The sequence below is a fragment of the Thalassobacillus sp. B23F22_16 genome, assembly GCF_043496955.1.
In the GTDB taxonomy this organism is placed as follows: Bacteria; Bacillota; Bacilli; order Bacillales; family Halobacillaceae; genus Thalassobacillus; species Thalassobacillus devorans_A.
Map to the genome: position 1 here is coordinate 1 of NZ_JBIEKD010000017.1, position 14239 is coordinate 14239.

The 14239-nt window shown below is 41.8% G+C and carries 11 protein-coding genes; 8 read left to right on the forward strand and 3 right to left on the reverse strand.

Features of this window, described 5'->3' with window-relative positions:
- Positions 1–148: 148 nt before the first annotated feature.
- Positions 149–934, reverse strand: coding sequence for an SDR family oxidoreductase (locus ACGTNI_RS13590; RefSeq protein ID WP_394463277.1), 786 nt, complete (start codon positions 932–934; stop codon positions 149–151).
- Positions 935–1274: 340 nt separating this feature from the next.
- Here ACGTNI_RS13590 and ACGTNI_RS13595 point away from each other — a divergent pair, with 340 nt between their 5' ends.
- From ACGTNI_RS13595 to ACGTNI_RS13605, 3 genes are all read left to right on the forward strand, one after another.
- Positions 1275–2654: an MFS transporter gene (locus ACGTNI_RS13595; protein WP_394463279.1), complete on the forward strand. Its 1380-nt coding sequence runs from the start codon at positions 1275–1277 to the stop codon at positions 2652–2654.
- 83 nt (positions 2655–2737) lie between these two features.
- On the forward strand, positions 2738–3991 hold the full coding sequence (locus ACGTNI_RS13600) for a benzoate/H(+) symporter BenE family transporter (RefSeq protein ID WP_394463281.1): 1254 nt from the start codon (positions 2738–2740) through the stop codon (positions 3989–3991).
- Between the two features lie 270 nt (positions 3992–4261).
- Positions 4262–5071: a 5'-methylthioadenosine/adenosylhomocysteine nucleosidase gene (locus tag ACGTNI_RS13605; RefSeq protein WP_394463283.1), complete on the forward strand. Its 810-nt coding sequence runs from the start codon at positions 4262–4264 to the stop codon at positions 5069–5071.
- A 175-nt stretch (positions 5072–5246) separates the two neighbouring features.
- Here ACGTNI_RS13605 and ACGTNI_RS13610 read toward each other — a convergent pair whose 3' ends face one another.
- Positions 5247–6248: a tRNA dihydrouridine synthase gene (locus ACGTNI_RS13610; protein ID WP_394463285.1), complete on the reverse strand. Its 1002-nt coding sequence runs from the start codon at positions 6246–6248 to the stop codon at positions 5247–5249.
- Between the two features lie 312 nt (positions 6249–6560).
- Between ACGTNI_RS13610 and ACGTNI_RS13615 the strand changes: the two genes are divergently transcribed.
- From ACGTNI_RS13615 to ACGTNI_RS13630, 4 genes are all read left to right on the forward strand, one after another.
- The gene (locus tag ACGTNI_RS13615) at positions 6561–7082 is read left to right on the forward strand and encodes a pyridoxamine 5'-phosphate oxidase family protein (RefSeq protein ID WP_394463287.1); all 522 of its coding nucleotides are present in this window, start codon (positions 6561–6563) and stop codon (positions 7080–7082) included.
- A 264-nt stretch (positions 7083–7346) separates the two neighbouring features.
- Positions 7347–9488 (forward strand): type IA DNA topoisomerase, encoded by a 2142-nt coding sequence (locus tag ACGTNI_RS13620; protein ID WP_394463289.1) that lies wholly within the window; start codon positions 7347–7349, stop codon positions 9486–9488.
- A 216-nt stretch (positions 9489–9704) separates the two neighbouring features.
- A complete protein-coding gene (gene proB, locus ACGTNI_RS13625; RefSeq protein WP_394463292.1) occupies positions 9705–10823 on the forward strand; it encodes a glutamate 5-kinase in 1119 nt (372 codons plus the stop codon).
- A 19-nt stretch (positions 10824–10842) separates the two neighbouring features.
- On the forward strand, positions 10843–11604 hold the full coding sequence (locus ACGTNI_RS13630; RefSeq protein ID WP_394463295.1) for an RQC-minor-1 family DNA-binding protein: 762 nt from the start codon (positions 10843–10845) through the stop codon (positions 11602–11604).
- 94 nt (positions 11605–11698) lie between these two features.
- Here the strand turns inward: ACGTNI_RS13630 and ACGTNI_RS13635 are convergent, their stop codons facing one another.
- Complete coding sequence (locus ACGTNI_RS13635) at positions 11699–12490, reverse strand: IclR family transcriptional regulator (RefSeq protein WP_394463297.1); 792 nt, start codon at positions 12488–12490, stop codon at positions 11699–11701.
- Positions 12491–12782: 292 nt separating this feature from the next.
- On the opposite strand from ACGTNI_RS13635, the gene ACGTNI_RS13640 reads away from it, so the two are divergent.
- On the forward strand, positions 12783–14237 hold the full coding sequence (locus ACGTNI_RS13640; protein WP_394463299.1) for an aldehyde dehydrogenase: 1455 nt from the start codon (positions 12783–12785) through the stop codon (positions 14235–14237).
- Positions 14238–14239 lie beyond the last annotated feature (2 nt).

Genomic DNA, 14239 nt, shown 5'->3' on the forward strand with positions numbered 1-14239 from the left:
TTAGGGAACAGCTTAGGTCTGTTACTTCTACATTAGGGCTTTTTTTGTTTTTCGTAAAGAAAAATAGGAGCCTCTGGAGAAAGCTCCTAAATCATACATAATTTAACAGTCGTGCAAGGCCAGTGGGTCAGGCACTTTCAAAAAGCAATTATATTTTCGCTTCCCAATTCTTCTTTTCTTCCTCTTTCATCATATCTTCTGCCTCCTGAGGATAGGCTGTTCGGTAAGCATGATGATCGGATTCGATCACCTCTACCATTTTATCGATCATATCCTGTGGATCGTATTGATCGTCTAAAATTTTCTCCGTTTCAGCAATCGATTCTCTTGGTGTGAAGTTTTTGTTTTCATCGTACCATTTATGCTTTTCTTCAAACATACGGTCATTAAAGCCGGTTTCAAATGGTCCAGGGTTAATCGTAGCTACCTGGACATTAAATTCTTCAAGTTCAGCTTTCATTGTCTTTGCTAGCGCTTCGACTGCATGCTTAGAAGCTACATAGGGACCGAGGTACGGCATACCGACAATCCCTACAATTGAGCTCAAAAACACAATTTTTCCCGCTTTCTTTTCTACGAATTTCTTAGCTGCAATTTGAGCGTTTTCCAGTGTGCTGAAAACATTTGTTTCAAATATATCCCGGACACGATCTACTGGAACCTCCGCAATGGGCCCGCCTTCACCAATAGCTGCATTGGCTACGAAAATATCATAATCGTACTCATTAATTAACTCCTGATCACGCTTATTTTTAATGTCTAATTTAATTACCTCTAATTCTACCCCAGCTTCTGAAGCTGCCTCTCTTAAACTAGTAATTTGGGAGATAATCTCAACCGCTGCAATCACGTGATGGCATTTTTTAGCTAATCCGATTGCTGTGCCTTTCCCTAAACCGCTTCCTGCACCAGTGATGAAAATTGTTTTACTCATATTTTATTTCCTCCCTTCCTATGTCAGAGAAGTTCCCTCTTGTCCCTTTGTTAAAACTTCCCATAAGGAGTAGTGACGTCATCTCTTTAAGCTTTCTACACCATCAGTAAATTAGTTTTCTGGTAATTGATTGTATTTTCTAAATTATTTAAATTTTTTCAATTTTTGTTGCGTATAGAGAAATCTCAATCTTATCTTATCAATTACATGCCCATATAATAGGTTTACTGAAAGGAAGGATTGAGGTGATACCTATTATTAAAGGAGGTTAATTATTGTTTTTCAAAATGATACTACTTGAAAAATTTCAAAAATCTTTTAATGGAAAGAGGAGATGTGTATGGCAAAAGTAAATCCAGATCAAATTATTGCTGACAGTAAATTTAACCGCTTACATTTAAGTTTGTTTTTATGGAGTTTCTTGATCATTTTATTCGATGGATATGATTTGGCTGTTTATGGGACAGCTTTACCACTCATAATGGAAGACTGGGGGTTAAATGCTGTTGAGGCAGGATCAATAGCAAGTTATGGTCTCTTCGGCATGGTATTTGGGGCCATTATCTTTGGTATACTGGCAGACCGTATTGGAAGAAAGAAAGTTATTATTATCAACGTACTTCTATTTAGCTTATTCACTCTACTTTGTGGTTTGGCAAACTCAGCAGTGACTTTATCTATTTTTCGTTTTATCGCAGGATTAGGTCTTGGAGGCATTATGCCGAATGTTGCCGCTTTAGTTTCGGATTATGCTCCTAAAAAAATGAAAATTAAGTTAGTGTCTTATACATTAGTCAGCTTTGCCATCGGTGGAGCACTTGCACCGACTGTTGGAGTTCTTTTAATTGAGGGATTTGGATGGCGGTCTGTATTTATTGTAGCGGGTCTGCCACTTTTAGCTATTCCTTTTATGATGAAGCAACTTCCGGAATCTTCTAAATATCTCATCCGTACTGGTAAAAAAGAAGAACTGTTTTCCACGCTTGCCAAAGTAAGCCCTGGTTCAACATTCAAGATGACGGATGAAATTGAGGAAGTAAAAGTAACACAAACAAAAGTACCTGTTGCGGGACTGTTTAAGGAGCATCGTGCACTCAGTACTATCGGATTCTGGATAGCATTCTTCTGTGCTCTCTTAATGGTATATGGATTAAATACCTGGTTACCGAAGTTAATGATCGAAACTGGTTATGGACTAAATTCCAGTTTAGGTTTCCTGATCGCGCTTCAAGGAGGAGCTATTATCGGAATCCTTGCTCTTAGTAGTCTTTGTGAAGAATATGGTTCTAAAAAGGTTATTATGGCTTCTTATATTTCCGGAGCCATTGCGTTAGCTTTACTAGGGTTTGGCGGGAGTACATTTTATATCTTTATATTAGTAGCCATTGCGGGTGCTGCTACAACAGGTGCTCAAGTTTTAATTCAAGCTTATGTTACATCGTTCTACCCTTCAGAAATGAAATCAACAGGTTTAGGGGTGGCTTCAGGAATTGGTCGATTTGGCGGTATGACTGGACCGATTTTAGGAGGGTTCTTGTTGACATTAGCTCTACCTGAATTCATGAATTTCCTCGTATTTTCCATTGTTAGTATTGTGGCTGCAATCGGGTTATCATTGATTGCTGATAAATATTCAGCTTCTAATATAAAGGAGCAAGCGACTAGTCAGAATATTGGTCTATCCAGTAAAGATGAAATACGTGAAAAAGGGATCGGCTAATTTCCGCTCAGATGGGTTACGTGCCTTCTTGAACATCTTCTTCAAGGCTGACACTTATTAGGCATTATTAGAAAGGAGATTATATGGAAGAGAATCGTTTTCCGACAAATCTAAAAGAGCTACCTCAGAATTTGAACATTAATGCCATTAGTTCGGGTTTAGTCGCAGCTATTTTTGGATGCACTGGGCCTGCATTAATTATCATCGGAGCGGCAACGAATGGTGGATTAACGTATACACAAGCGATCAGCTGGATTTTTGCTGTTTATTTTTTTAGTGGATTACTCGGCATATTTATCGCATTAAAGTATCGCCAGCCTATTTCCGTAGCCCATACAATCGCTGGCGCTGTACTAATGGCGGGGTCCTTAAATCACTTTTCTATCCATGAAGCGGTGGGAGCATATATCATAGCAAATATTCTTGTTATCCTCCTTGGTTCTACGGGATTAATTGAAAAGGTACTGAAATGGATCCCTCTTCCGATTGTTATGGGAATGATTGTTGGTGTGATGATCCAATTTGCGATAGACATGATTACATCGATAACTCTCGCACCGTTACTCGCAGGCTCAGCGATCCTCGCGTTTTTACTTTCATCACGATACCTTAGAAAGGTTCCACCTGTATTGTCTGCGTTAATCGTTTCGGTAGTTGTGGCGATCTTTACAAATGCTTTTGAATATCCAGCTGCTCAGCGTATGTTTGTGCTTCCAGAACTTGTGATGCCCGCATTTAGTTGGGAGGCGATTGTGTCGATTAGTATTCCACTGACACTGTTGATTATCTGTGCGGAAAATGCTCAAGTGACAGGGATACTAATGGCTCAAGGTTATAAACCGCCAACGACGGGCATGGCGGTATATGGTTCTTCGGTTGGACTATTCGCTTCACTGTTTGGCGGGCATGCAATCAGCATCGCAGGACCAATGACGGCCATCTGTTCCGCGGACGAAGTCGGTAAAAAAGATAGCCGCTATGCAGCATCGGTCATGAACGGCGTGTTTTTCGCAAGCTTTGGCTTATTTGCAGCGGTCGTTGTTCCATTTGTCACTGCCATGCCGAGCGTCATCGTTACGGTCATTGCCGGCCTGGCTATGCTAAGGGTTCTCATCAACTCACTGAAAACAGCGTTCTCCGATACTAAGTTTCAAATGGGTGCATTCTTTGCATTAATCATCGGAATGTCAGGCGTGAACTTCTTCAATATCGGTGCACCATTATGGGCCATTATCGGAAGTCTGTTTGTCTCCTTACTCGTTGAAAAAGACCACTTTGCATTCAACAAAAAGAAAGAGGTCAAAGTGAGGAAAGAAAGAATAGAAACTAGTGCTTAACGATACACAATAGTACCAGGTTTATTCCAGCTGATTTTTAGTACACGGGAAACTCTAGTAAAGACTATTTCCTTTTTGTAGGGAAGTAGTCTTTTTTTAGTACTGCTTTTGCATGGTGGGTGATGATCGTAAGACATCAGAATAAATTCGTGTTATACAAATTTAAAAAGAAAGGTTGGCAAGAAATAGTGAGTTGTGTAAAATAAAACACGTACATTATAAGTTTTGTTTTTATTAATGTTCGTATTTAAGAGTGGGAGGAATAATAACATGAATTTAAAACAACGTATAAGTAGTTTATTTGGGATCGTGATCTTAGCTTTCATGCTTGCGGGGTGTGGGGACCAGCCCGAGGCTACAGGAGCGGCTGACAAAGAGGAAGAAAAAGTAGTGGGAATCATAGGTCCAATGGAAGTAGAAATTGACATTCTTCATTCTCATATGGATGTGGAAGAGACAACGGAAAAAGGGACCTTAACCTTTTATGAAGGAAATTTAGAAGGCCAGCCTATTGTACTGGTGAAATCGGGAATCGGGAAAGTGAATGCAGCATCTGCAGCTCAAATGCTCATCAGTGATTTTGATGCAGATATATTGATTAACTCTGGCGTTGCAGGCGGGGTTCATCCTGATCTAGGTCTTGGAGATATCGTTATTTCCACAAAGACCGTGCATCACGATATGGATGAGACGGCTAAAGATTTTAAGCCAGGACAAATTCCATATATGGATACAAGGTATTTTGAAGCGGATCAAGAACTGATTCAGCTTGCTAAGAAAGGTACGAAAGGTCTTCCTGATTATGTTGATGTATTCAAGGGACCGATTGCGACAGGAGACCAATTCATTGCAAGCAAAGAAAAAACGGACTGGATTTATGAAACGTTTGATGCGTATGTTGTTGAAATGGAAGGAGCGGCTGTTGGACAAGTTGCCTACTTAAATGAAATCCCGTACGTAGTCATTCGCTCAGCTTCCGATGATGCAGGAGAAGAAGCAGCAGGAATACAAGAAAACTTCGTAGAAGAAGCAGCGAAGAACTCCAGTCATGTGATTGAAGAAATGTTGAAAAATATGTAAGAATCCAAAGGGTTACCCTTGTAACTGGGAGATTAATAAGTGCCTGCCCCACTGTACTAAAGTGATAACACAGTGGGAGCAGGCACTTTTATTTACTCGTTACCTTTTAGGAATACATAAGGTCAAAAAAATAGAGAAAAGCTCGATTGGCTTTTCTCTCCTGGAATTAAACTTATTACGAAATAGAAAAACTTTTCTCTTCTGTCACGCCACCATGTTCCTCCGTAAACTCATCAAGCAGAGCACGTACCTCATCGGTGGATTTTGTGTTCATCAGCTGATTCCTTAACTCACTTGCTCTCCGGAATCCGCGGACATATATCTTGAAAAAGCGGAGGAGCGGTTTGAAGAGACGCGGCTCGAGTTCTTCGGAATATTTATCATGAAGATCGAGCTGCAGGCGAAGGAGGTCGAGCAGTTCTTCGCTTGTGTGCTCTTTTTTCTCTTTTTCAAAAGCAAACGGGTTATGGAAGATCCCGCGGCCGATCATTACGCCGTCCACGCCGTATTTTTCCACGAGCTCCAGCCCTTTCTGACGGTCTGGAATATCCCCGTTAATCGTCAGAAGCGTATCAGGTGCCACTTCATCACGGAGCTTCTTGATCTCGGGGATCAGCTCCCAGTGCGCCGGGACTTTACTCATTTCTTTTTTCGTACGGAGGTGAATGGAAAGGTTGACGATATCTTGTTCCAACAGGTGCTTCAGCCAGTCATGCCATTCATCCACTTCGGTGTAACCGAGACGGGTCTTCACGCTGACGGGCAGTCCTCCCGCTTTGGCAGCCTGAATGAGTTCCGCTGCAACATCGGGACGGCGGATCAGTCCACAGCCTTTCCCTTTCGTTGCGACATTGGGCGCAGGACAGCCCATGTTGATATCAATGCCTCGATAGCCCATCTCTGCCATACCGATACTCATTTCACGGAAGTACTCGGGCTTATCTCCCCAGATATGGGCGACAATCGGCTGCTCATCTTCCGTGAACGTCAGACGTCCCCGCAGGCTGTCTTTCCCTCTCGGGTGGCAGTAGCTCTCTGTATTCGTAAACTCTGTAAAAAACACGTCAGGTCTTGCTGCTTCACTCACGACATGACGAAAAACGACATCCGTCACTGCTTCCATTGGCGCAAGAACAAAAAACGGTCGCGGCAACTCATGCCAAAAGTTATCTTTCATACTATATCTGAACCTTTCCTTAAGGAACGCGGTCGTTCCAAAATTTAAAAGTAAAATATTTCTGCTTCTTATCTATATCCACTTAGGCTGGATTTCAACCAATATATACTTTAATGGTATCAAACGAAAAGTGCAAGAGAAAGTCGCGCTAGAGAGCGCTGGAAAAGAGTGGTGCTCGTGCTTCCCCAACTAAAGAATGAACGTGTAAATTTATGTCTATTCGGGAACAAGAAGAAAAAGATAGAAGGTTTACTGCTTTGATTCTTTGGAATAGGAGAGCAGTAGCTTACAACGATAAGGAGGGAAACATAAATGGCAAACCAAACTTCAGAAAACCAGGAAACCATCAAGAAAATTAAAGACTTGATTAAAGATGAGAAGGTAGCGATGCTGACCACGTTAACTCCAGAAGGCAAGCTGATGTCCCGGCCGATGCGTACCCAGGAAGTAGAAATGGATATGGATAAGGAAGAAATCTGGTTCCTTACCGAAAAAGATACCGAAAAGTATAGGGATATCGAACGTAATTCTGCCGTTAACCTGGCATACGCAGGGAGTTCCTATGTATCGATCAGCGGCTCTGCTGAATTTGTTCAGGATGAAGATAAGAAGAAAGACTATTGGAATAAAATACTAGGACGATTACTGAACACTTCACCCGATGATCCGAATGTTGTACTAGTCAAAGTGACACCAGAAATCGCTGAATACTGGGAGTCCGGCGTGAACGTCAAGACCGTTAAGGAGTTTGTGAAAAAGATGACCAGCAGTAAGTCGTTAGATGATAGCAATGATTTAAAAGATACGGTCCACTTTAATGAAAACACAAAATAACTTATAATCTGAATGCAAATAAAGCAGGAACCGATCACAGGTGCCTGCTTTTTTATATATTAAAAAAGAGAAATGAGTATTTTCCCTCCCTTTCATGATTCACTTATAGTATAATAGATGGGAATATATGTTCTTAGAAATGATGTTTTATCTCCTCAATTTAATCTCCGGACACCTCTATTAAATATCTTCATTACAATCCCCTTCCACTTATTAATTTTTCATCGAACCTCAACAGTCATTCATCGAAAGGAGTACGAGGACGTGGCAAGAGTAGTCATCTTAGCGGAAAAACCCTCCCAGGCAAAAGCATATGCCGAAGCGTTTACGATACAGGAGAAGACAAAAACATACATCCAGCTTAAGGCGGACGATACATTCCCAAATGGGGCGACGATCACGTGGGGAGTAGGGCATCTCGTGGAATTGAAGGAACCCCACGATTATAAACCCGAGTGGAAGAAGTGGAAGATGGACCAATTGCCGATTGTTCCGGAACGGTTTCTGGAAAAAGTAGCGAAAGGGAAATGGGAACAATTCCAGGCGGTCAAGAAGTTGTTCCAACAGGCGGATATCATCGTCAATGCGGCGGATGTCGATCGGGAAGGCTCGAATATTTTTTATAGTATCCTTAAGCTGACTGGAGTTAAAGGAAAACCGATTCAACGCTTATGGATCAACTCGCTTGAAAAGGATGAAGTGCGAAAAGGATTCAGGCAGCTGCAAACTAACGAGAAAGATTTACGTTTATTTGATGAAGCGAAAGCCCGTCAAATCAGTGACTGGATGGTAGGAATCAATGCTAGTCGGCTATTCACCCTGCTGCTGCAGAAGAAAGGGTATGGAAGCTACCTTACCATCGGACGAGTACAGTCGCCGACGGTTTATTTGATTTATCAACGCCATAAAGAGATAGAGAATTTCAAGCCGGAACCATTTTATCAGATTGAGGGACTTTTCAACTCCCAGGCAGGTACATATAAAGGACTGGCTGAGATAAAGGAAAAGGATAAAGCGAAGGTCCAGGCTGTGCTGGACAAGCATCAATTGCAGGAGAAGGAAGCTTATAAAGGCATTGTCGAGCGGCTGGATAAAAAAACGAAGCGGATAAAGTCGCCAAAGCTCCACTCCCTTTCCACCTTGCAAAGTGTCGCGAACCGGCGTTGGAAGTATTCTCCGTCGCAAGTACTCAAAACAATGCAGAAACTCTATGAAAAACGGCTTGTCAGTTATCCAAGAACGGACTGCAATTTTATTACCGACAGCGAGTTTTCCTATTTGGTTAAAAATTTAAAAGGGTATCAGCAGGCGTTGAACGTTTCTTTTACAGCATCGTCTTTGAGACCTAGCAAGCGGTATGTGGACAGCAGCAAGGTGCAGGAACACTATGCGATCATACCGACAAAATCCGTTCCTACCGAAAAGAAGCTGAGTGGGTTAAGCCGTGAAGAACGTAATATTTACAATGAAATTTTGGCGACGACCCTTGCGATGTTTCACAAGGACTATGTTTATGAGGAGACGACGATTTTCACCCATGTGCATGAGTTACCGTTCAAGTCTACCGGAAAAAGAGATGTCGACAGAGGGTGGAAGGAACTGTTTCCAAAGCCCTTGAAGTCGAAGCAGGAGAAAGAGACTGATCTCCCTGGGGTACAAAAAGGGGAGCAGGTAGATGCCAAACTTCATATAAAGGAAAGTATGACACAGCCACCGAAGCCCTACACCGAAGGTCAGCTGATTAATATGATGAAGACGTGCGGCAAATTGGTGGATAATGAAGCGGATGTCGAGATTTTGAAGGTAGTCGAAGGTCTCGGGACAGAAGCCACCCGCTCGAGTATTATTGAAACAATCAAAGCTCAGAAATATATAGAAGTGAAGCGGAACAACGTGTCGATCACCGAGAAAGGGATCATGCTCTGTGAGGCGATTGAAGGAACACTCCTATCCAGTCCCTCGATGACAGCCAAATGGGAGTCCTATTTAAAGAAAATCGGAAGCGGCGATGGCTCGAAGCAAGTCTTTATCAAACAGACCCGCCAATTCATAGATAAATTAATTCAGGAAACACCGGATATCATCCAGCAGGTTAACGTCAGGAGTACCGGTGAACCTGAGAAACGCAAGTGGAACGAACCGATTGCCAAATGTCCTGCCTGTGAGAATGGATCGATTGTCGATCGCTACAAATTCTACGCGTGTTCGGACTACAAAAAAGGATGTACAGTGACTTTCCCGAAGAAACTGGCAGGGAAGATACTGACTCAGAATATGATAAAGACATTGTGTCAGAAGAAGCGTACCAATGTTTTGAAAGGATTTAAAGGAAAGAAACGATTCAGCACGGCACTAGTATTGGATGAAAACTATAAAATCGTATTTGATTTCGGGAAGAAAACCTAACTTTGACATTGACTCTTTATTATAAATATTTCATAATATTCTATTAATATAGAAGACTAATATGGTTTTATAACCTGTATGCTATGGAACATAGATATTTGAAAGTAACATTAGTTCAGGAAGTACTAATAAGAAAATGCTCTTCTATCCCATGTGAAAGGGGAGAAGGGCGTTTTTTACACTTTAAATGTTTACTATTTGGGTGGTGGATGGAGAATGAAGAAGCAAAGGATCGTTGTCAAAATAGGCAGCAGCTCTTTAACAAATGCAAATGGTGGACTAAGTAATGATAAGCTGCGTGAGCACGTTGATGCGCTGGCACGTCTCAAGAAGCTTGGACACGAAGTGATTTTGATATCATCCGGTGCCGTTGCGGCGGGCTTTAAAGATCTTGGTTATTCCTCACGTCCGGTAACGATTTCCGGTAAACAAGCAGCCGCAGCGGTAGGGCAAGGACAACTTTTGCAAGGGTATACCGAAGAGTTTAGAAGACATGGGGTTGTTGCTGCACAATTACTGTTAACGAGGCAAAACTTCCTGCACAAAGAACAATATCAAAATGCCCATGCCACCTTATCGGAACTGTTAAAACGTAATGTCACACCCATTATTAATGAAAATGATTCCGTGGCCGTTGAAGAATTAACCTTTGGCGATAACGATATGTTATCCGCGCTCGTTAGTGGGCTTGTGCACGCCGATTTCTTAATGATACTGACAGATATTAATGGTATATATGATCAAAATCCAAACACGCACCCAAATGCAAAGAAATATAACTTCATTCAAGAGGTCGATGATGATTTAGTAAAAGGTGCTTCTGGAGCCGGTTCAAAAGTGGGCACTGGCGGGATGAAATCGAAAATAGAGGCAGCCCGCACAGCATTAGCGTTAGGGGTAAAAGTATTTATTGGGTCTGGAACAGGACATGAAAAGTTGGTTGATATCCTGGTTGGAAAAGGCGATGGAACATATATAGGAAGCAGCTCCCAGAGCAGTATGAAGAATACTAAACAGTGGCTGGCACTCCACTCCATTCCCAATGGAAAAATAGAAGTAGACCATGGGGCTGAAGCGGCTATCGTAAGGCATGGTAAAAGTCTCCTGCCTGCGGGTATAACCAGCATCATTGGTAACTTTAGAGCCAATGATGTAGTAGAGGTAATTAACCTAAAGGGGCAACTTATTGGAAGAGGCAGTGTGAACTTTTCTTCTAATCAATTATCAGAAATTAAGGGATTGTCCAGCACAGAAGCAATGATTAAAGCCAATAGTAATCAGAAGGTTGTTATTCATAGGGATTATTGGGTAAGTCATCATAAAAAAAATGATTGAAAAGTGAGGAGTTGTCATTTTGAAGAAATCAAACAACAATCACTTATCGCAAGAAGAAAAAAGAGCGATATTACGAGCAGCCGATGAAATTATAGCAACAGGAGGACGAACGCTTCTTGCTAAGATTTTGAAAGGATCGCGTGAGAAAAAGGTATTACAATTGAAATTGGATAAGTGTCCAGTCTATGGCTATTTTAAGTCAGAAAAACTGGAAGAGGTCCAGAATAAAATAGAGTGGATGATTGATTACGATTTCTTGGATATTCAGTACAGCGGAAAATTACCGATGATTATTTTTACGGAAAGAGGCTGGCATATTGAGCGTGATCAGATGGCCGATGAAATTTTGCGTGAATGGCAGCAGTGGGCAGAGCAAGGAATTAGTCATCCAGACATGACTTATTTAAAAGATCGTAATCGAGAAATGATTCTTTTATTTCTTGAAAAAGTGAAAGAGACACAAGACAAAAGGTACATACCATACTTGAAAACATGGGCTGAAATTGATTACAAAAAGGTGAAAGCTAAAATTCAGGAGACTATTAAAGCACTGGAATTAAACGAACCAATTGATCATCAAGTAAAATTAAAAAGGGAAGAATCAACAAAGGAAATGTTGGAGGGAGAGGCTCCCCAGGATCTCCTATTGAAATGTTATGAATGTGGGGAGCGCTTCCTCTTTACAGTAGGTGAACAGAAATTTTATAAACAAAAAGGTTTTGTATACCCAAAGAGATGTAACGAGTGTCGAAATCAAAGAGATGAAGAATTTTTATGGTAATTTTGAGAAAAATTCGGTGCCTTCCCCAGTGTGGTAAAGGGGGAAGGCGCCTTTTTTGTGTTTTCACTTAAAACCCTTTGATAATCTCATGTGACTAAAAGCGCTTAAAATAACGTTCGTCATACCCCAAGCGTTCTGAGGCCTCTTTTCCAGCTTCCATCACTTTTTTGGCGATATCAGGTATTTTTTTGTCTTTCATCCGCTGGATCGGTCCAACAACGGTAATCGCGCTGACCACTTTTCCCTGGTAATCCCGGATCGGGGCAGCAACTGACTTCGTTCCTTCTGTTAATTCCTCGGTACTTACCGCGTACCCTTTTTCACGTATCGATGTCAGTTCTTCTTGAAGCAGGTCAGGATCGGTGATGCTGTTCTCTGTATAGGGAACTAACCCCTGGTTGATGACAGCTTCTACCACATGATCGTCGCTAAAAGCGAGTAGTACTTTTCCTGAACTTGTACAGTAGGAAGGGTTTCGCCTTCCGAGATGCGTCAGAATCCTAACAGGATGATTGCATTCCTCTTTATGGATATAAATCGTATCGAGACCATCCATGATCGCTAAGTGTGCTGTTTCCCCGGTATCATTGACTAGTTTATATAGAACAGGAGCGGATTCTTTATGGATCTCCAGGTTATTGGTAACAATGCCGCCAAGTGTGAGGACTGACATGCCTAGTCTATAGGCGTTTGTTTTTTGATCTTTAATGACAAACCCTTCACTGGCAAGTGTGGATAGTAACCGGCTGACTGTGCTTTTAGCCAGTCCTAAGGATTCTGCCAGTTCACTCACTTTTTTGGTCGGTTCATAGGTGGAAAAGCTTTTTAGTATAAGTAATGCATTTTTTACAGAAGACAGTGTTTGCGGCTGCTTCTTTTTTGGCATGTTTTTCACCTCTTGTAAATGTAGTTCTTTATACAGGAACGGTTTATGGAACGGTTGATAGATGGAATATACGCTAATTATATAGAATTATGGGCACTTTCTAAATAGTAATCGTAGAAAATTTTGATTATTTTTATTTTTGTTGCGTATAGAGGAACGGGAATCTTTTTTAAATTCTTAATAGTTTCTATAATGAACCTGTACTCAACAAAAAGGATTTTTGAGAGATTTTTGTTATCCATTTATCGGAACCTGTATTTAGGTTTCCGAAAAAAATAAGGAGGCTTTCTATATGCAAACGACAAAAACAAAAGCGATTGATTGTACCCATTACATTAATGGTGCCTATGTGCAGTCAAACAACGGGAAAGCGTTTGAAAATGTTAATCCGGCAACAGAAGAAGTATTGGGAACTGTTGCGGAAGGTGGGAAAGAAGAAGTCGATCAGGCAGTAAGTGCTGCCAGAAAAGCGCTTAAGGGTGAATGGGGTAACATGCCTTTAAAGAAACGATCGAATATCATCCGCAAGATCGGTGATTTGATTTTGGAGAGAAAAGAAGAACTCGCCGAGCTCGAATCCCTGGATACAGGTAAACCACTATGGCTTTCGAATAAAGTTGATATTGATCGAGCAGCCAATAATTTCTATTTCTTTGCTGATTATATGACATCCGTTGGCACCGAGGCTTATCAACAGGATGATATCGCAATTCATTATGCCGTGCGCCGTCCAGTTGGTGTTGTGGGACTCATTAATCCGTGGAACTTGCCACTCTTCCTGATGACCTGGAAGCTGGCCCCGGCTCTAGCGGCAGGGAATACAGCTGTCATGAAGCCATCGGAAGTAACTCCAATGACCGCAACAGTGCTGGCTGAGATTTGTAAGGAGGCTGGTGTCCCGAATGGCGTGATCAATATGGTTCATGGCTTTGGAGAAACAGGTGCTGCCCTTTCTTCACATGATGATGTGGATGCCATTGCCTTTACTGGTGAGACAGTTACTGGTACTGCCATTATGAAGTCTGCCGCGCCAACATTAAAGAAACTATCCTTTGAACTAGGCGGTAAGAATCCGAACATTATATTTGCCGATGCTGATCTGGATGATGTCATTGAAACTACAATAAAATCCAGCTTTATTAACCAAGGGGAAGTTTGCTTGTGCGGTTCAAGAATTTATGTAGAACGTTCTGCTTACGATGAATTCCTGGAACGATTTGCAGCAAAAACGAAAGAACTTAAAGTTGGGGATCCTTTTGATCCGGATACAAACGTCGGAGCATTGGTCAGTGAAGAACACTATAACAAAGTAGTCAGCTATCTGGATATTGCCAAAGAAGAAGGCGGTACATTCCTGACCGGCGGTAAGCCTGCAGAAGGATTTGATAAAGGGTTCTTCGTGGAACCGACGATTATTACAGGGCTTGGAAGTGAGGCCAGGTGTGTACGCGAAGAAATCTTCGGACCGGTGGTAACCGTTGTGCCGTTTGATACCGAAGAAGAGGTGCTCGAACAAGTGAATGATACGCATTATGGCTTAAGTGCAAGCCTTTGGACGAGTGATATCAAACGTGCTACCCGCTTCAGCGCACAAATCGAAGCTGGTATGGTGTGGGTGAACACATGGTTCCTGCGCGACTTACGTACACCTTTCGGAGGAATGAAGCGCAGTGGTGTTGGCCGTGAAGGTGGCGCTCACAGTTTTGATTTCTACTCTGAATTAACTAATATAACGTTAAAAATGTAGGA

Excerpts from the sequence above, each read along its gene's own strand:
- ACGTNI_RS13615 (WP_394463287.1), top strand. The coding sequence starts at position 6,561 with ATGGCAAACCAAACTTCAGAAAACCAGGAAACCATCAAGAAAATTAAA.
- proB (WP_394463292.1), top strand. The coding sequence starts at position 9,705 with ATGAAGAAGCAAAGGATCGTTGTCAAAATAGGCAGCAGCTCTTTAACA.
- ACGTNI_RS13600 (WP_394463281.1), top strand. The coding sequence starts at position 2,738 with ATGGAAGAGAATCGTTTTCCGACAAATCTAAAAGAGCTACCTCAGAAT.
- ACGTNI_RS13595 (WP_394463279.1), top strand. The coding sequence starts at position 1,275 with ATGGCAAAAGTAAATCCAGATCAAATTATTGCTGACAGTAAATTTAAC.
- ACGTNI_RS13610 (WP_394463285.1), bottom strand. The coding sequence starts at position 6,248 with ATGAAAGATAACTTTTGGCATGAGTTGCCGCGACCGTTTTTTGTTCTT.
- ACGTNI_RS13635 (WP_394463297.1), bottom strand. The coding sequence starts at position 12,490 with ATGCCAAAAAAGAAGCAGCCGCAAACACTGTCTTCTGTAAAAAATGCA.
- ACGTNI_RS13640 (WP_394463299.1), top strand. The coding sequence starts at position 12,783 with ATGCAAACGACAAAAACAAAAGCGATTGATTGTACCCATTACATTAAT.
- ACGTNI_RS13590 (WP_394463277.1), bottom strand. The coding sequence starts at position 934 with ATGAGTAAAACAATTTTCATCACTGGTGCAGGAAGCGGTTTAGGGAAA.
- ACGTNI_RS13605 (WP_394463283.1), top strand. The coding sequence starts at position 4,262 with ATGAATTTAAAACAACGTATAAGTAGTTTATTTGGGATCGTGATCTTA.